The organism is Giesbergeria sp., from assembly GCF_028686475.1.
Classification (GTDB): domain Bacteria; phylum Pseudomonadota; class Gammaproteobacteria; order Burkholderiales; family Burkholderiaceae_C; genus Simplicispira.
Genome location: NZ_JAQUCA010000010.1, coordinates 44289 through 61195, shown reverse-complemented (window position 1 = coordinate 61195; position 16907 = coordinate 44289). Strand labels below are relative to the sequence as shown.

15 protein-coding genes are annotated in these 16907 nt (G+C 59.2%); 7 read left to right on the top strand and 8 right to left on the bottom strand.

Going from position 1 to position 16907, the window contains the following annotated elements; translation table 11 throughout:
- The first annotated feature begins 22 nt into the window (after positions 1-22).
- The 5 genes from PHX60_RS08870 (at position 23) to PHX60_RS08850 (ending at position 4958) form a co-directional block, all read left to right on the top strand.
- Complete coding sequence (locus PHX60_RS08870; protein ID WP_300076861.1) at positions 23-1012, top strand: CobD/CbiB family protein; 990 nt, start codon at positions 23-25, stop codon at positions 1010-1012.
- A gap of 68 nt (positions 1013-1080) precedes the next feature.
- Positions 1081-1422 carry a DUF2946 family protein gene (locus PHX60_RS08865; RefSeq protein WP_300076859.1) on the top strand — a complete coding sequence of 114 codons (342 nt, stop codon included), beginning with the start codon at positions 1081-1083 and terminating at the stop codon, positions 1420-1422.
- A gap of 194 nt (positions 1423-1616) precedes the next feature.
- Complete coding sequence (locus tag PHX60_RS08860) at positions 1617-2558, top strand: MbnP family copper-binding protein (protein WP_300076858.1); 942 nt, start codon at positions 1617-1619, stop codon at positions 2556-2558.
- The gene (locus PHX60_RS08855) at positions 2555-3745 is read left to right on the top strand and encodes a methanobactin export MATE transporter MbnM (RefSeq protein ID WP_300076857.1); all 1191 of its coding nucleotides are present in this window, start codon (positions 2555-2557) and stop codon (positions 3743-3745) included. Before PHX60_RS08860 ends, PHX60_RS08855 begins: the two co-directional genes overlap by 4 nt.
- A complete protein-coding gene (locus tag PHX60_RS08850; protein ID WP_300076855.1) occupies positions 3696-4958 on the top strand; it encodes a hypothetical protein in 1263 nt (420 codons plus the stop codon). Before PHX60_RS08855 ends, PHX60_RS08850 begins: the two co-directional genes overlap by 50 nt.
- 12 nt (positions 4959-4970) lie before the next feature.
- Here PHX60_RS08850 and PHX60_RS08845 read toward each other — a convergent pair whose 3' ends face one another.
- A complete protein-coding gene (locus PHX60_RS08845) occupies positions 4971-6026 on the bottom strand; it encodes a CDP-6-deoxy-delta-3,4-glucoseen reductase (protein WP_300076853.1) in 1056 nt (351 codons plus the stop codon).
- Between the two features lie 105 nt (positions 6027-6131).
- Here PHX60_RS08845 and PHX60_RS08840 point away from each other — a divergent pair, with 105 nt between their 5' ends.
- Positions 6132-7061 (top strand): NAD-dependent epimerase/dehydratase family protein, encoded by a 930-nt coding sequence (locus tag PHX60_RS08840; protein ID WP_300076851.1) that lies wholly within the window; start codon positions 6132-6134, stop codon positions 7059-7061.
- A gap of 28 nt (positions 7062-7089) precedes the next feature.
- Here PHX60_RS08840 and PHX60_RS08835 read toward each other — a convergent pair whose 3' ends face one another.
- On the bottom strand, positions 7090-7578 hold the full coding sequence (locus PHX60_RS08835; protein WP_300076849.1) for a hypothetical protein: 489 nt from the start codon (positions 7576-7578) through the stop codon (positions 7090-7092).
- A 107-nt stretch (positions 7579-7685) separates the two neighbouring features.
- Between PHX60_RS08835 and PHX60_RS08830 the strand changes: the two genes are divergently transcribed.
- Positions 7686-9422 (top strand): AMP-binding protein, encoded by a 1737-nt coding sequence (locus PHX60_RS08830; protein WP_300076847.1) that lies wholly within the window; start codon positions 7686-7688, stop codon positions 9420-9422.
- Positions 9423-9450: 28 nt separating this feature from the next.
- Here PHX60_RS08830 and PHX60_RS08825 read toward each other — a convergent pair whose 3' ends face one another.
- From PHX60_RS08825 to PHX60_RS08800, 6 genes are all read right to left on the bottom strand, one after another.
- Positions 9451-9975, bottom strand: a complete 525-nt coding sequence (locus tag PHX60_RS08825) for a chemotaxis protein CheD (RefSeq protein WP_300076845.1) — start codon at positions 9973-9975, stop codon at positions 9451-9453.
- Positions 9972-10865 carry a protein-glutamate O-methyltransferase CheR gene (locus PHX60_RS08820; protein WP_300076843.1) on the bottom strand — a complete coding sequence of 298 codons (894 nt, stop codon included), beginning with the start codon at positions 10863-10865 and terminating at the stop codon, positions 9972-9974. Before PHX60_RS08820 ends, PHX60_RS08825 begins: the two co-directional genes overlap by 4 nt.
- Positions 10852-12387 (bottom strand): chemotaxis protein CheW, encoded by a 1536-nt coding sequence (locus PHX60_RS08815; protein WP_300076841.1) that lies wholly within the window; start codon positions 12385-12387, stop codon positions 10852-10854. The genes PHX60_RS08820 and PHX60_RS08815 overlap by 14 nt, the downstream gene beginning before the upstream one ends.
- 10 nt (positions 12388-12397) lie before the next feature.
- The gene (locus PHX60_RS08810; protein WP_300076839.1) at positions 12398-14074 is read right to left on the bottom strand and encodes a PAS domain-containing methyl-accepting chemotaxis protein; all 1677 of its coding nucleotides are present in this window, start codon (positions 14072-14074) and stop codon (positions 12398-12400) included.
- 100 nt (positions 14075-14174) lie between these two features.
- Positions 14175-14819 (bottom strand): DUF4124 domain-containing protein, encoded by a 645-nt coding sequence (locus tag PHX60_RS08805; RefSeq protein WP_300076837.1) that lies wholly within the window; start codon positions 14817-14819, stop codon positions 14175-14177.
- 49 nt (positions 14820-14868) lie between these two features.
- Positions 14869-16905, bottom strand: coding sequence for a M3 family metallopeptidase (locus PHX60_RS08800; RefSeq protein WP_300076835.1), 2037 nt, complete (start codon positions 16903-16905; stop codon positions 14869-14871).
- Between the last annotated feature and the right edge of the window lie 2 nt (positions 16906-16907).

Below are 16907 nucleotides of genomic sequence, written 5' to 3'. Positions count from 1 at the left end.
AACTGCTGGGTATGATGCCAGTATGAGTTTTTTTGCCATCTTGTTCGCCCTGCTGCTAGAGCAGGCCCGGCCACTGGCGGCCCACAACCGTATCCATGCCGGATTGCGCGCTTGGGCGCTGTGGGTGGGGCGCAATTTTGATGCAGGCAAGCACCACCATGCTTGGGTGGCTTGGTCTATGGCCGTAGCCTTGCCAGCGCTACTGGCACTGGCGGTGCATTGGTTGTTGCTTTGGGGTTTGGGTTGGCCGTTTGCCATGCTGTGGAGCGTGGCCATCCTGTACCTGACACTGGGTTTTCGCCAGTTTAGCCACCACTTTACCCGTCTGCGCGATGCCTTAGAAGAGGATGACCAAGAACGCGCGCGCCGCTTGCTGGCCGAGTGGCAACAGGTAGATGCCTCGGATTTACCGCGCAGCGAAATGGTGCGCCATGTGATTGAGTATTCGGTACTGGCCGCGCATCGGCATGTGTTTGGGGTGTTGGCATGGTTTTCCTTGCTGGCGGCCTTAGGTTTAGGGCCAGCAGGAGCGGTGTTGTACCGCATGGCCGAGTTTGTCGCGCGCACTGCTACCCCACGCCGTGGCGCTTTGGCAGCTCCCACCAGTCTGGCCTTGCAGGTGCTTGCTTTGCGCTGCTGGATGGTGGTGGACTGGCTACCCGCGCGTCTTACGGCGCTGTGCTTTGCCGTGGTAGGCAGTTTTGAAGAAGCGATTGACGGCTGGCGTTTCCATGCCCAACGCTTCCCCAATGACAACGATGGCGTGGTGCTGGCCGCTACCGCTGGGGCCATCAATGTGCGCTTGGGTGGCGAAGCACTCAAATTGCAGGTAGAAGCCCTGCCTGCGCCGCCGGGCATCGCAGTAGAGGCCAATATCGGCGACAGCGACCGCACCCCTGGCCGCGAACCCGAAGTCGGCCATTTACGCAGTGTGGTCGGTTTAGTCTGGCGCTCAGTGGTGGTTTGGTTGTTGCTGTTGGCGTTGCTCACGTTGGCGCGCTTGTTGGGCTAAATCGGGATAAATAGGTTAAAGCCCTACCCAGTTTGTGGAATAATCAGGCCATGCAGCAACTTCGTTCCATGCCTCTTGTCATCCGCTGGGTGCTGGCGTGTTTCGTATTGTCTTTAAGTGCCGCCGTTGCCGCTCCGTTTACTGGGCAACAGTCGATGGAACTGGTCTGTTCCATGAACGGTGGCATGAAATTGCTGCTCAAAGACAGCCAAGGCGAAGTAGAGTCCGGCTATACCGTGCTGGACTGCCCGCTGTGCCAAAGCCCCTTGGCTCCCCCGCCTCCTCTGGCTCCAGCGCCTTCTTTGCTCGATAGCTCGCTGGCGTATGCCATGCAGTCTATCCCAGCGGCCCGTATTGCTGCGTTGGTGGCTCCGCCCATGCCAGCGCGTGGCCCCCCGTCCTTCGCTTGACATTATTCCCTTGATTTCACAATTCCCACCCCTGCGGGTGGGGTTGTCATTTTTCGTTTTTTAACACCTGTTTTTTTGGCGCACTGCCTTGCTAGGCGGTGGTTTGCTGTGGCCTGCCCATTGCCTATTTTCCATAGAGGCGTGCGGGGGTTTATCAGCGCGCCCCAACCGGTGCGGTTTGGATTGGAATGTGTATGTTGAAGCGTGGTTTGGTCGGTTTTTCGGGTGGTCTGTCGGTGTTGGCACTGGCTTTGTTGAGTGGCTGCGGTGGCGGCAGTGGTGACGATAGCAGCGCCAGCACGCGCGCGGTCGCATTAGAGTTTGTCGCGGTGGCCGGCCATACGCCGGTGCAGTGCAACACGCTGGTAGCGGGTTTGGGCACGGGTGCTGCCAACGCGCACATCAAGGATTTGCGTTTTTATATCTCCAACGTGGCCCTGTTGCAGGCCGATGGCACAGAAACGCCTCTCACTTTAGCCGCCAATGACGATTGGAATTTGAGCGTCGGTTCTGACCGCGTCACCTTGATTGATTTAGAAGATGCGAGCGGTGCTTGTAACGGTGGCACGCCAGCAACCAATGCGCTGGTGCGTGGCACGGTGCCCGCCGGAAACTACGTCGGCCTGAAACTGACGATGGGCGTACCCTTTGCCCTGAACCACACCCTGTATTCGGATGTGGCCACCGCCAAACCGCCGCTGGACATTGGCGCGATGGCTTGGTCTTGGCAATCGGGGCGCAAGTTCAGTAAAATTGAATTGACCGACCCCGAAGGGGCCAACGGCCAGTGGAGCGCCAAAACCTTTGCCGTGCATTTAGGCTCTACCGGTTGCCTCGGCAATCCAGCTACCGGCGAAACCGTGCAATGCCAAGCCCCCAACCGAACACAAGTGCATTTTGCAGCTTTTAATCCCGAGCAGCAAAAAATCGCCTTGGATGTGCAAGCCTTGGTGGCAGGCAATGATGTAAGCAAAAACTTGGGCGGAGCTGCTGGTTGTATGTCGGGCGGCACCGACCCCGAATGCGCGGGTGTCTTCCGGGCCTTAGCGCTTGATTGGCAGGCCGATGGCACGGGCAACGGTTTGCCCATTGCTGGCGGCGCGGCACAAACCATTTTCCGCCCGATTGCACGATGAGCAGCGCGCAGTGCAAAACTCCTGCGCTGCGCTGGCTGGCTGGCGGCCTCCTTGCGGGGGCCGCTATGCTGGCTGGCTGTGGCGGCGATGGGGTATCGGTGAATGATACGGTACCAAGTTCGGGCGATGGTTGGCAATGGGTACTACCGGCATATTTTCCGGTGCCCAAAGTGCCCGAGACCAACCCTATGAGCCAAGCCAAGGTCGATTTGGGCCGCCATCTGTTTTACGACCGGCGTTTGTCGGGCAACGGCCAGCAATCTTGCGCCAGTTGCCACCAACAAGACAAGGCTTTTACCGATGGCCTGGGGCGCGCCATAGGCTCTACCGGCATGGTGCATCCGCGTGGTGCCCAAGGCTTGGCCAATGTGGTCTATAACGCCACCCTGACCTGGGCCAACCCCTCGCTGGTGACGCTGGAAAAACAGATGGAAGTGCCGCTGTTTGGCGATGACCCGGTAGAAATGGGTGTCAACGACCACAACCGCGCCGAGGTATTGGAGCGCTTGCGCGCTGAACCAGCGTATGCGCCCAAGTTTGCCGCCGCCTTTCCGGGTGTGGCTACGCCGTTGGATTGGGGCCAGGTGATTCAAGCGATTGCCAGCTTTCAGCGCTCGCTGCTGTCGGGCAATAGCCGTTATGACCAGTATTTGCAAGGCAAAGCACCGCTATCCGCCCCAGAAACGCGCGGGATGCAGCTGTTTTTTGGCGAAAAAGCCGAATGCTTTCATTGCCACGGCAGTTTTAACTTGAATGACCAAATCGTCCATGCCAGCAGTCGGGTGGTAGAAACTCCCTTCCACAACACCGGCCTGTACAACCTGGGCGGAACTGGGGCTTTCCCCGAACCCAACCGGGGCGTGTTTGAACTGACCGCCTTGGTGAAAGATATGGGGTTTTTCCGTGCGCCCAGCCTACGCAATGTGGAAGTGACCGCCCCGTACATGCACGACGGCAGCATTGCCACGTTGGAAGACGTGCTGGACTTCTATGCCGCTGGTGGCCGCCGCATCAGCACCGGCCCTTACGCTGGGGATGGCCGCCAAAACCCGCATAAAAGCGAACTGGTCAGCCTGATAGACCTGAACGCGCAAGACAAATCCGACCTCGTCGCCTTTCTTAAAACACTTACCGACCATGAATTTCTTAGCGATTCCCGCCATTCTGACCCGTGGCCGCGCCCCTAAAGCCGCACTGTGGGCGTGGCTGGCCAGCTGCCCTGTGTGGGTAGCAGCGCATGGCGGTATAGACCAGACTGCACCGGCAGCAGAAGACAGCGCCAGCTTACGCTTAGGCGCAGCCGCTGCCATCACTTACCTACAAGCTGATAGGGCATTGCCCTCCGCACGCATGGATGGTTTTTTATTGCAAGGCGATGCGGGCATTGACCGGCGCGGCTGGGGGCTAGAACATGGGGTGCTAGAAGCCGCTTGGCGCTGGAACCCGCAATGGCAAGCCTATGCCGCCGTCGGCAAACATGGCAGCGACCGCGCCCATACCGAAGCCTTTTGGCTGCAACTGCGCCAACCCTACGGCAACGGCACTTGGCTACTGACTGCCGGACGGCAGCGCCCTGCTATGGGAGCGGTTTTAGAAAGCGCGGGCCACTTTGACCGCTTCGCCCTGATGCCACTGGCACAACAAGCCAGCGTGAACGGCCTGTGGATAGACGATGGCGTGCAATGGGGCTGGCGTGGCACGCTGGCCCAGTGGCCGCTGGCACTGGATGTAGGCTTATGGAAAGGGGCGGTTTTTCCGGGCGCGGCCCAAGGGCCAGTAGTGCCTACACTGCATATTGGCACAGCCGTGCCGGTAGCCCAAGGCACGTTGGCACTGGATGGTTTTGCCACCCATTTGGAGCCTGAAGGACGCGGCAGCCGCACCAGCAGCCTAGGAGGCGGGCACAGCCACAGCGCTCCAGTCTGTAACCACAGCACCTTGGGCCAAGTGGCTTGTTTTGACGGACGCACCGATTTGGCCGCCACCAGCGCGCGCTGGCAAGGCCATGACGTACCGTTCATTTTGACGGCTGCCGCTTGGGGGCGGCGCGATAACGGTGGCCTCAGTTCGGCCAATGGCGATGCCCAATACCGGGGCACTTCGTATGGTGGCTGGCTAGAGGCGCGTTGGCAATTTCATCCACGTTGGGATTGGGGGCTACGCACCGAACAGCTACAAGCCCGCCATCGCCTGCATGGGCCGGGTGCTGCTTTGCTGGCTACCGAGACACGCCTGAACCGCTACCAACGCGCCCAACGCACCGCCACCACTTTGGGCTACCAGTGGCCACAAGGGCCAGAGTTGCAACTGGAACTGGGGCGTGAATCGGTGGCAGGGCAGCGACAAAGCTATGCCTTGCTGCGCGGCATTTGGCGCTTAGAAAAGCAAGTGCTGCCCTGAAGTAAACCCCATTTAGCCTTGTGGGTGCTTGTCGGCCTCGCTGGTGAAGGCATCGGCATAAAACTCATCCGCAGGCAAGTTGCGCTCTTGGGTGTAGCTGGTACGGGCCGATTCCACCACAATCGGTGCGCCGCAAGCATACACTTGGTGGCTGGACAAATCGGCAAAATCATCCAGCACGGCCTGATGGACAAAGCCCGTGCGCCCTGTCCAGCCGTCTTCGGGCAAAGCGTTCGAGACCACCGGCACATAGCGCAACTGGGGCAGGCTGACGGCCTGCTCGCGCACCCACGCATCCATATACAAATCTGCCGGGCGGCGGCCACCCCAATACAAACTCACAGGGCGTTGGCTGCCCTTGAACTGCAATTGCTGCAACAAGGCTTTGATAGGGGCAAAGCCCGTACCCGAGGCCAACAAAATAATCGGCTTGTCAGTGTCTTCGCGCAGGTAGAAGCTGCCAAACGGGCCTTCAACGCGTAAAATGTCTTTTTCTTTCAGAGCGCTAAACACATGGTCGGTAAAGCGGCCACCGGGCATATGGCGGATGTGCAGCTCGATGCTCGGGGCTTGCGCTTGCGTGTGGGGCGCATTGGCCATCGAGTAAGCACGGCGTGCGCCATCGCGCAAAATGAACTCAATATATTGCCCGGCGTGGTAGCGGAACGGGTCATTGGCGGGCAATTGCAATTGCAGTTGCATCACATCGTGCGATAGTTGGACGCGGCTGGTGACGCGCACCGGCATCCGTTTGATGGGGAAGGCACTTTCATCCGTCACTTGGCGCGATTGCAGCACCACGTCCGATTGGGCTTGGGCACGGCAAGTCAGTACCCAACCGGCAGCGGCCTCTTCGGCACTCAGGGCTTTGGCTTGGTAGTCGGCGTGCAGCACTTCGCCTTCTAGCTTTTGGCATTTACAAGAGCCGCAAGCGCCATCCTTGCAGCCGTAGGGCAGGCCCACGCCTTGGCGGATGGCGGCTTCTAAAATGGTTTCGCCAGCTTGGGCCGCAAAGCTGCGGCCACTGGGTTGCACGGTAATTTGTACCTGGGCAGGTGCATTGCTCATGGGGGTGGGTATCCTTGGAGAATCAATCAAACAACAGGTGAAACAGCCGAATTGTGCCTTGTTGGCCGCGGCATGTTGCCATCCCCTGAAATCTCATTGTGTTTTATGAAATTTTCCTCTGGAATCCAAGGCGCGCTGCCAGCACGTTTTCGGCAACCACGGTTGCTGATTGTCGGTTGTGGTGATATTGGCCTGCGCGTGCAGCGTCTGGCCGGAGCCACGGCCGTGGCGCGTGGGCGCGTGTATGCCCTCAGCTCTAGCCCCGAGCGTTTGCCACTGCTGCGTGCTACGGGCATCACGCCTTTGCTAGGCAACTTAGACCAGCCGCCCAGCCTGCGCCGCTTAGCTGGCTTGGCTACCCATGTGTTGCACTTGGCCCCGCCACCCGCCCAAGGCCACCATGACCCGCGCACGCTGGCGCTGGTGCGTACTTTGCGCCGGAGGCGTTTGCCGCGCGCCTTGGTCTATGCCTCTACCAGTGGGGTTTATGGCGATTGTGCTGGGGCTTGGGTGCCAGAAACCCGCCCCGTGGCCCCGGCCACCGCACGGGCGCAGCGGCGTGTGGCAGCAGAACGCCAGTTGCGCCACAGCTTAGGACGGGCTGGGGTGCGCGTTAGTATTTTGCGCGTGCCCGGCATTTACGCCCCCAACCGGGAGGGCGGCACACCACGGGCACGGCTGTTGCGCGGCACCGCCGTACTGCAAGCCAGTGAGGATGTGTTTACCAACCATATCCATGCCGATGATTTGGCGCGTGCCTGCCGTATGGCCTTGTGGCGCGGTGCCGCCCAGCGCATCTACCACGCTAGTGACAACACGGTGTTAAAAATGGGCGATTATTTTGATGCAGCAGCCGATCTGTACGGATTGCCACGCCCGCCGCGCTTATCGCGTGCGGCAGCCCAAGCACAGCTACCGCCCATGCTGCTCAGTTTTATGAGCGAATCGCGCCGCTTAGAAAACCAGCGTTTGCGCCAAGAGTTGCGCTTGCGCTTGCGCTATCCCAGCGTAACCCAGGGCTTGTGCAGTTCATAGCACCTGCAGTAGCCCTGCCTGAGTCGTTTTAAGGTGTGCGGTTCGGATCGCCATAAGGCTTCGCACGGTAGCGCGGTGGTGGTGGAGCCTCGTAGTTACGGTTGTCGCCGTCATTGAGCTTGGGCTTAGGCACTACCCTGAGGGGCGGCGGTGGGCGTACGGGCAGCTCCTCGGTGCGCCGATTGTCGTGTGGACGCACCTCAGTGCGCACTGAATGCCGATCGTTCCTCTCATCACGGTCACGATCACGCCGGTCTTGGTCACGCCTATCGCGTGGCGGATGTGGGGGGGGTGGATACCGCTCCACACGTGGCCGCCGGTCGTCGTGGTAGTAGCGCGGGCGGCCATCGTCATAAGGCACCGGAACATAGTGTGGTGTACGGCTATGGTCATGGTAGTACACGGGGGCATCGGTGCGGCGATCGTCGTAGTAGTAAGGATCGTCAACGACACAACCCGCCAACAAGGTAGCCGAGAGGGTCAGCAGCAGCCACGGGCCTCGCGATATTTTTAGCATAAGGGCTTTCTTCGGGGTTGGTTTTGCAACCATTTTGTCCATTTTGGTGTGTTTGTCATCTGCACAATTTGATTCTTTCACAGAAGCCCAAAGCAGGAGACAAAATAATGACCACCTCTGTTGTCCAAGACTGGAACCTTGCACCGCTGGACGGCTTGTCCCAAGTCAATGGACGTACCGATGCCACCTTGTCGCAGGCCACCATTGCCCAATTTTTGGCCGATACGGTACAGCGTTACCCCGACAAGCTGGCCGTGGTATTTCGGGAGCAGGGCGTGCGTTGGACATGGGCGCAACTGCAACAACAAGTCGATGCCTTGGCGGCTGGTTTACTGGCACTAGGCCTACAAGCGGGCGACCGGGTGGGCATTTGGGCCCCCAACCGGGTTGAATGGGTGGTGACACAGTTCGCCACGGCCCGTATTGGGCTGGTGTTGGTGAATATCAACCCGGCCTATCGGGTGTCTGAGTTGGAATATGCCCTGCAACTGGCCGGTTGTCGGGCGCTGGTCACGGCAGAGCAGCTCAAAAGCTCGCAGTACCTAGCGATGCTGCAACGCTTGGCCCCAGAGCTGGCCGATTGTGCGCCCGGTGCCCTCAAGGCCGCCCGCCTGCCGATGCTGCAAGCCATTATCCGCTTGGGCGATGCCCAAACCCCCGGTATGCTCAACTACGCCCAAGTGCTCAAGCAAGGCCGGGCTGCTTTGGACAGTGCCGCACTCGATACACTGGATGCCATCGGGGCTACCTTGTCGTGCCACGATGCCATCAACATCCAATTTACCAGTGGCACCACGGGCAACCCCAAGGGCGCGACGCTCACACACCACAATGTGGTCAACAATGCGCGTTTTGTGGCCCAAGCGATGCGCTTTACCGAGACCGACGTGCTGTGCGTGCCCGTGCCGCTTTACCACTGCTTTGGCATGGTGATGTCGGTGTTGGCCTGTGTCTCGGTGGGGGCGACAATGGTATTTCCGGGCGAATCGTTTGACCCAGCGGCCACTTTGCAAGCCGTGAGCGAGGAACGCTGCACCGCCCTGCATGGCGTACCCACCATGTTTATTGCCGAGTTAGACCACCCGAATTTTGCCCAGTTTGATTTGTCCCGCCTGCGTACTGGCATCATGGCTGGTTCCCCTTGCCCGATTGAAACCATGAAGCGTGTGGTGGCGCAAATGAATCTGTCCGAAATCACCATTGCCTACGGCATGACCGAAACCTCGCCGGTATCGTTCCAAAGCTCCACCACGGACCCACTGGAGCGGCGCGTGGCAACCGTGGGGCGTATTCAACCCATGTTAGAAGCCAAGGTGGTGAATGCCGAGGGCCAAGTCGTGCCGATGGGCGAAAAGGGCGAATTGTTGGTGCGTGGCTACTCGGTTATGCAAGGCTATTGGGGCGATGCACAGCGCACCCAAGAGGCGGTGCAAGACGGCTGGATGCACACCGGCGATTTGGCCACCATCGACGCAGAAGGCTATTGCAACATTGTGGGCCGGGCCAAGGATATGCTGATTCGTGGCGGCGAGAATGTCTATCCACGCGAGATTGAAGAATTTTTGTTCCGCCACCCACAGGTGCAATCGGTGCAGGTGTTTGGTGTGCCCGATGCCAAGTATGGCGAAGAAATTTGCGCTTGGATTGTGCCCAAGCCCGGCCAAAGCGTGTCAGAAGACGAAGTGCGTGCTTTTTGCCGTGACCAAATCGCCCATTACAAAGTGCCGCGCTATATCCGCATCGTGCAAGACATGCCCATGACTATCACTGGCAAGGTGCAAAAATTTATCATGCGCGAGCAAATGATGGCTGAACTGCAACTGCAACCGGCACCAACCGCCTAAACACGCACTTGTGCCAATCCGGCCCACCTTACCAAGTGGGCGTGGGGACATGCAGCACTTTGATTTGTGCTTGGGCGCAGTCCAGTACGATTTGCCGGGCGCAAAAACCGCCCACATCGCGCGATAGCAGGGCAATTTTTTGCTGGCTTAGCACCTTCTCTGCGGCTTGGATGTTCAACTGGCCTACCGCCAAATGCGGTGCAATGCGCGTGGGGCGTTCTGAGCGCTCTGGATTATCAGGGCGGCGCATATTGGCACCACCTGCTACATGGGCCTGAATTTTGGCGCAATCTTTGTCTTGGGCTTTGAGCAAGCGCAACATAGAACACACGGCCTGATCGACATAGCGCCCCCCCAAGGCCGCGCCGGTTTGTGGCGGCGCGTAGGGCAGCAAGCAATGCGCCAAAGCATACAGTGCCTTGTCTGGCCACAGCAGTGCAATACCAACGCAAGAACCCAGCGTCGCCTTGAGTACCATCGGGCTGTGGCCCAGCGCCAGCTGTCCGATACGCACATGCACCAAGTGTGGTGCCACCAGCGGCTCGCTGCTCATAACGAACTGCGCCGATACACCTGTGGCTGAATAAACTGAAACGGCACCTCTTGGCCGCTGAGCGATTCAGACTCGCCAATGATGAGCTGGCCGGTGTGGCGCAAGGTGGGGGCCAGCCGCTGCACAATGCGTCGGGCATCTTCGGGGCTGAAGTAAATCAGCACATTGCGTAGAAACACCAAATCAAAATGCTCTTTCCAAGGCTGTTGAGGCTGCATTAAATTGCAAGGCTGAAAACGAATGCGCTGGCTTAGCGCCTTGGGCAAGACAAAGCGCTCAGACGAGGGGCTGTGGTTGTAGCGTGCAAACAACTCGGGGTGCTTGGCGCGAAAGTGCGTGACCGTGGCCCCGCTGTACTCGCCTTGTTGGGCTTGGGCCAACACTTCGGTGCTGATGTCAGTGGCCAAAATTTCGTAATTAAAGCGCGGTTGCTGGCGCTTGAACTCTTCGCAGCACATGGCCATGCTGCAAGCCTCCTCGCCGGTAGAGGCAGCAGCGGACCACAGGCGCAAAACACTGTTTTGCCCATGCGTCTGCACATACTGCGGCAAAAATTGTTCACGAAAATAATCCCACACCTTGGGCGTGCGGAAAAAAGTGGTTTGGTGCGTCGTTACCACATCAATAAAAGGCTGGCGCTCTGCCGGAGTGCTTTCTAGCCAGTCTAGGTAGGCACGGTAACTGGGCAGCCCCAGCTGGCGCATCCGCTGGCGCATCCGCGATTGCAGCATGGTTTTTTTGCCCTCGGCCAAGGTGATGCCAGTGTATTGGTACACCAGCTTGAGCGCCCGCTGCAAGGTGGCGGCATCCATACCGAGGCCGTCGGGCATGTCCGGCACGCCCAACACCTCAGGTGTATCCGGCCCACGCGGTACATCAGGCGGGTTCAAGGGCCTCTCCCTCGGCGGTGGCGGCCACTTGGGCCAACACGCGCGCCAAATCCAACACCAGCAAATGCACCGGGCGCTCGCCGCTGTCGGGCACGCGCACCACCTCGCGCACATCGTTGCGAATGGCCGGAGCCAACGCACCGCGCAAAACTTGGGGCATGGGGAACTTGTCTTCGGGGTAAATGTGCAAAATGCTTTCGACCGAATCGACGCGCAAGCCAATCAGGGCATCGCCATAGTCAATCACCAAAATTTTGTCTTCAGCCGAAGGCAACAGCACCGCACCGCCCAACTGGTAAAAATAACGCACATCCACCACCGTGACCAACTGGCCGCGCAGGTTGAACATGCCGCTGATATGCTGGGGCGCACCCGGAATCGGAATCAAATCGGATGGACAATGCACGATTTCGCGCACCTCGCGCATCGGCAAGGCAAAGGCGGTGCCAGCTTTGAACCACAAAAACGACATGCGGCTGGCGGCTCGGTGTTGGCGCACCTGCACGCTTTCGGTCTCGACAAACAAGGCGCTGTGCTGGCCGGTGATGCGGTCTATTTCGTCCAGCGCAAACACGCCTTGGGCATTAAGTAAAAACACATGGCCGCGCGCGCCCAAATCTATACAACCGGCAAACATGGCCGCGCGTTGGCGCGACAGCACCGGCACGGCCATTACCTCATCGTCGGTGTACACGTCGATGGAGTCCACGCTGTCCACCAGCAGCCCAATGTAGCCGTGGGCGATTTTTAGCACCACCACGCGCTGCTCTGGTACCTGTTCTGGGTTCTCGGTAGCTGCCGCTGTTGGCGGCAAGCCTAGCAAACCCGCAAACTGCACCACGGGCACAATGTGTTGGCGGATATGCAGCACGCCCTCACACAGCGGGTCTTGCACCGGCGAAGCCTCTATGCCTTGGGCGCGCACGATTTCATGGATGCTGCCAATCGGAAAGGCCATTGCGATGCCCCCCGCCCGAAAGGTGATGGCTTTTCTGCGCGCCAGCCGCGCCTTGGCCGCTGCGTGGGTGGAGGCGGTGTTTTCGGGGTGCGGAATGTTCTCTAGCCGAATCAAACGCTCTAAATCCAGCACCCGCACCAGCGCATTGTTCAGTTTGAGTACCCCGGCCACCACCCGATAAACAGATTGGTCTTGGTAGGAAAACAGCGTCAACTCTTCACCGCGCGGGCGCAACACGTGGCAGGTATCGTCGCAGCTCAGGCCCAAGCGAATGCCCAAATGGTGGATAATGACCACCTTGGCCTCGGGCGCTAAGGGGCGCGGCGGCAAGCCCAGCAGGCGGTCGGTGCTTAACAAGGGGATGATGATGCCGCGCAGGTTAAAAATGCCCAAGCAAAAATCTGGGGCCAAAGGCATCGCCACCATCTGGGTAGGCCGTTTGACCACTTCTTGGACGTGGCGCACATCCAGCGCAAACTCCTCGGTGCCCAGCAAGAAAGAGGCGTAAACCGTGCGCGCCGAAGCGCCCCCCGGTAACGGGGTGGGGTCGATAGCGGTACTCACCTGAAGTCCTTTAGCGCTTTAGCGCTTCACCTTTGGCTTGGAAGGCCAAGAACGCTTGGTGCAAATTTTGCACCCCGGCGTTCAAATCGCGGCAAGCGCTGTCGATGCTTTCGGCGGCTCCGGCGGCGGTTTCGGTTTCTTCGGCAATGTGCTGCACCGAGTCGCTAATCATGGTAACGGCACTGAGCTGCTCTTCGGCGGCGCTAGAGACTTCCGCGATGGATTGGCTGGTTTGTCGCACCCCAGTCACAATTTTGCCAAAGGCATCGCCCACTTGTTTGGAGACCTCGCTGCCTTGCACAATCAGTTTGACCGAGCCGTTGATGAGTTTGGAGATTTCTTTGGTGGCTTGGGCCGAGCGCTCGGCCAGTTTGCGTACCTCGTCGGCCACAACCGAGAAGCCCAAACCATGCTCGCCAGCACGGGCCGCCTCAATCGCCGCATTGAAAGCCAGTAAATTGGTTTGGCTGGCAATTTCGCTAATCACCTTGATGATTTCGGACATATCCTCGGACGACTGGCGCAGCACTTCCATCGTTTCGATGGATTTGTTGATGGCCTGCGCGCCCGATTCGGCCTCTGCTTGCGTGCTACGGGCGACACCATCGGTATTTTTGGCGTTTTGGGCGATGGAGTGGATAGAGGCGGTCAGTTCTTCTACCGAGGCATTCATCTGCTCGGTAGTGGCACACAGGGCTTGGGCACCGGCAGCTACCGAACCCGATTTTTTCAGGATGGCGGCGGTTTGGTTGCTAAGCTGCTCGGTCAGCACGCCGATGGATTGGTCTAACTCGGCGGCGCGGCGTTTTTCTTCGGTAATGTCTTTGAGCGAACCGGCTACGCGCAAGGGGTTGCCTTGGGCATCGCGCAAAGTGGTGCCACGGGCATAAAACCAACGGTATTCACCCGATTTGGTTTTGAGGCGGTATTCCAAGTCGTAGGGGGTTTTGCCGGTTTTATCCAACAGGTGGGCAGAAAAGGCCGCAAAAGTGCGGTCTTTGTCCTCGGGGTGCAACAGCGAACCCCAGCTATCGAGTACGTTCGGAAAATCTTGCTCATTTTGATAGCCCACCAAACGGCGCAGTTGGTCTGACCACCAAAACGGGGTTTGTGGCCCAATGTTGCCATCGGCTGGGTAGCCCATGTCCCACAGCCCTTCGCTGGCGCTTTGGTTGACCAAATCAAAGCGGACGAGCGCGGTTTCTAGCTCTTGGGCCTTGCGTTTTTCTTCGCTGATGTCTTTGAGCGAACCCGCTACGCGCAGTGGGTTGCCGTCTGCATCGCGCAGCGTAGTGCCACGGGCACGAAACCAGCGGTATTCGCCCGAGCGGGTTTTGAGCTGGTATTCCAAATCGTAGGGGGTTTTGCCGGTTTTATCCAACAGGTGGGCCGAAAAGGCCGCAAAAGTACGGTCTTTGTCATTTGGATGTAACAGTGAACCCCAACTATCGAGGATATTGGGAAAATCCGTCTCGTTGTGGTAGCCCACCAACTTGCGAAACTGGTCTGACCACCAAAACGGGGTTTGCGCGCTGATGATGCCATCGGCGGGGTAACGCATATCCCACAACCCTTCGCTGGCACTTTGGTTGACCAGTTCAAACCGCACCAGGGCGGTTTCTAGTTGTTCGTGTACGCTGCTCTCTGTGGCGCTGGCCAGCGCAGTGGAAGTTTGCACTTCAGTCATGGGGGAGTCTCCTTGGATTTATGTAGTTATAAAGTCTGAAAAAAGCCCGCAGGCTGGTAGGCGAGCGGGCAGGCAGGCTACAAGGTTCGGCTTGGCCCGCCTAAAAGCGGATGCCCGCCGGGTTGCTGGGGGCAGGGGCACGGTTGGCCGGGGCCAAGTCCTCGGGTGCAGCAGGGCTTGATGGCTCTGGCGCGCGTGCAGGCTCTACGGGCTTCACAGCCGCTAAGGGGGTGGCTGCTGGCCGCCGATAGCTGGGCGGCAAAGCCGATTGCTTGGGATAACCAGCGGCGTCTAAGAACTGCGCCCATTCGCTGCTAGAAAAACCTTGCAGCTGCTGGCTGCCAATGGTGCCAAACGGCAGGGCGGCTTGGCCACTGAGGCGCTCCAGGGCCGTTATATCGGCATTGCTGCTGACGGTGCGCTCGGCAAAGGGCACACCACGCTGCACCAGCAACTGGCGCGCAGCATCACAGGGGATGCAATCGCTGCCGGTGTACAAATTAACGGGAAAGCGGCTGGCGACCTGTTGCAGCGCAAATGGCAAGCCCGCACCTGCGGTACCACTGCCGCCAGCGCCAACAGCAGCTTTGGTGGGGGTGCCAGCGCTATCGTTGCTGGGCGCACGGTCGGAGAAGGTCACTTTGCCGTCTGGCCCCACAATGCGGTACACCGGTTGGGCCAGCACCGCACCCGCAGACAAGCACAGCAACATAGAAGCCACAGGGGCCAACAAAGAACGCGACATAGGGTGCAAAATTTTCTAACGGTGGACTGAAAATGCAGTGGGGGCTTTTTTAGGCCATGCCTTGGTGGCGCAGCAGTGCATCCAAGCTGGGTTCACGCCCCCGGAAGGCTTTGAAAGACTCCATCGCTGGGCGGCTGCCACCAGCTTCTAAGATGGCCTCGCGGTAGCGGCGGCCCGTGTCGGGGTTGTGCGCTCCGTCGGGGCTGGCAGTTTCTTCAAACGCAGCGTAGGCATCGGCGCTCAGAACTTCGGCCCACTTGTAGCTGTAATAACCTGCGGCATAACCACCAGCAAAAATATGGCTGAAGGTGTGCGCGGTACGGCTAAAGGCCGGTGGCTGCAACACAGCCACTTCGGCGCGCACCAAATCCAGCAGCGGCATAAAGTCTTGGCTGGGGTCGTGTTCGGTGTGCAACAGCATGTCAAACAGCGAGAACTCTATTTGGCGCAGGGTTTGCATACCGCTTTGGAAGTTCTTGGCGGCTATCATTTTGTCGAACAGGGCGCGCGGCAGCGGCTGGCCGGTTTCGACGTGGGCGGTCATGTTTTGGAGTACGTTCCACTCCCAGCAGAAGTTTTCCATAAACTGGCTGGGCAGCTCGACGGCATCCCACTCGACCCCCGCAATGCCGGAGACATCGCGCTCGTTCACCTGCGTGAGCAAATGGTGCAGGCCGTGGCCAAACTCGTGGAACAGGGTGATGACATCATCGTGCGTGAGCAAGGCCGGTTTGCCATCCACGCCTTCGGCAAAATTGCACACCAGATGCGCCACTGGGGTTTGCAATTGGCCGGTATCGGGGCGCAACCAGCGTGTGCGTACATCGTCCATCCATGCGCCACCGCGTTTGCCACTGCGGGCGGGCATATCCAGGTAGAACTGTCCGACCAAAACTCCATTGCGCTCGATGCGGTAAAACTCGACCGCCGGATGCCAGATGGGGGCTTGGTCGGGCCGAATGCGGACTTCAAACAGGGTCTCAATGATGTGGAACAAGCCCGACAGCACCTTGGGGGCCAAGAAATATTGGCGCACCTCTTGCTCGCTGAAGGCGTAACGGGCTTCTTTCAGACGTTCGGCAATATAGGGCCAGTCCCAAGCCTGAGGGTTACTTAAACCCAGATGTTCGGCGGCGTAGGCGCGCAAATCGGCTACATCCTTTTCGGCATAGGGACGGGCGCGTTGGGCCAAGTCACGCAGGAAGGTGACGACTTCGGTGGCCGATTGCGCCATTTTGGGAACCACCGAGACTTCGCCAAAATTGGGGTAGCCCAGCAGTTGGGCTTCTTCTTGGCGCAGTGCCAAAATTTCGCGGATGAAGGCGCTGTTGTCAAACTTCAATGCCTCGGCGGGGGCTTGGTCGGAGGCACGGGTGACATAGGCACGGTAGAGCTTCTCGCGCAGGGCGCTGCTGTGGGCAAACTGCATCACTGGCAGGTAGCAGGGCATCCGCAGCGTGAGTTTGTAGCCCTCTTTGCCTTCGGCTTGGGCGGCGGCACGGGCGGCGTGTTGCACGTCTTCAGGAATGCCGTCTAACTCTGCGGCGCTGGCGTAGTAGGCGTAAGCGTCAGTAGCATCGAGGGCGTTTTCGCTGAACTTTTGTTGCAGCTCGGCTTGGCGCTCTTGGATTTGGGCAAAGCGCTGTTTGGCCGCGCCGCTCAGTTCGGCCCCCGACAAGACAAAATTACGCACGGCATTTTTGACCGCTTGGCGCTGCTCGTCGTTCAGGGTTTGCGCGTCCAAGGCTTTGTATTTGGCATACAGGCGCTCATCGGCACCTAGGCGCGTCCAAAACTCGGTCACGCGCGGCAGCACGGCGTTGTAGGCCGCCCGCAGTTCTGGCGTATCGACGACGCTGTTGAGGTGGTTGACCGCAGCCCACGCACGGCCCAATTTTTCGGTGGCGACATCCAATACTTGGGCCATCGCCTCCCATTGGGCGGGAAAATCGGGCGCAGTAATCGTTTCTAGCGCGGCGCTGGCTTGCTCCAGCAGAGTATCCATTGCCGGGGCCACATCGGCTGGGGTGATGCGGTCAAAGGCGGGCAAGTCAGAAAAATCCAGCAGGGGATTGTTGCTGCTCATGG

Coding starts and splice junctions, on each gene's coding strand:
- PHX60_RS08870 (WP_300076861.1), top strand. CDS start 23: ATGAGTTTTTTTGCCATCTTGTTCGCCCTGCTGCTAGAGCAGGCCCGG.
- PHX60_RS08865 (WP_300076859.1), top strand. CDS start 1,081: ATGCCTCTTGTCATCCGCTGGGTGCTGGCGTGTTTCGTATTGTCTTTA.
- PHX60_RS08860 (WP_300076858.1), top strand. CDS start 1,617: ATGTTGAAGCGTGGTTTGGTCGGTTTTTCGGGTGGTCTGTCGGTGTTG.
- PHX60_RS08855 (WP_300076857.1), top strand. CDS start 2,555: ATGAGCAGCGCGCAGTGCAAAACTCCTGCGCTGCGCTGGCTGGCTGGC.
- PHX60_RS08850 (WP_300076855.1), top strand. CDS start 3,696: ATGAATTTCTTAGCGATTCCCGCCATTCTGACCCGTGGCCGCGCCCCT.
- PHX60_RS08845 (WP_300076853.1), bottom strand. CDS start 6,026: ATGAGCAATGCACCTGCCCAGGTACAAATTACCGTGCAACCCAGTGGC.
- PHX60_RS08840 (WP_300076851.1), top strand. CDS start 6,132: ATGAAATTTTCCTCTGGAATCCAAGGCGCGCTGCCAGCACGTTTTCGG.
- PHX60_RS08835 (WP_300076849.1), bottom strand. CDS start 7,578: ATGCTAAAAATATCGCGAGGCCCGTGGCTGCTGCTGACCCTCTCGGCT.
- PHX60_RS08830 (WP_300076847.1), top strand. CDS start 7,686: ATGACCACCTCTGTTGTCCAAGACTGGAACCTTGCACCGCTGGACGGC.
- PHX60_RS08825 (WP_300076845.1), bottom strand. CDS start 9,975: ATGAGCAGCGAGCCGCTGGTGGCACCACACTTGGTGCATGTGCGTATC.
- PHX60_RS08810 (WP_300076839.1), bottom strand. CDS start 14,074: ATGACTGAAGTGCAAACTTCCACTGCGCTGGCCAGCGCCACAGAGAGC.
- PHX60_RS08805 (WP_300076837.1), bottom strand. CDS start 14,819: ATGTCGCGTTCTTTGTTGGCCCCTGTGGCTTCTATGTTGCTGTGCTTG.
- PHX60_RS08800 (WP_300076835.1), bottom strand. CDS start 16,905: ATGAGCAGCAACAATCCCCTGCTGGATTTTTCTGACTTGCCCGCCTTT.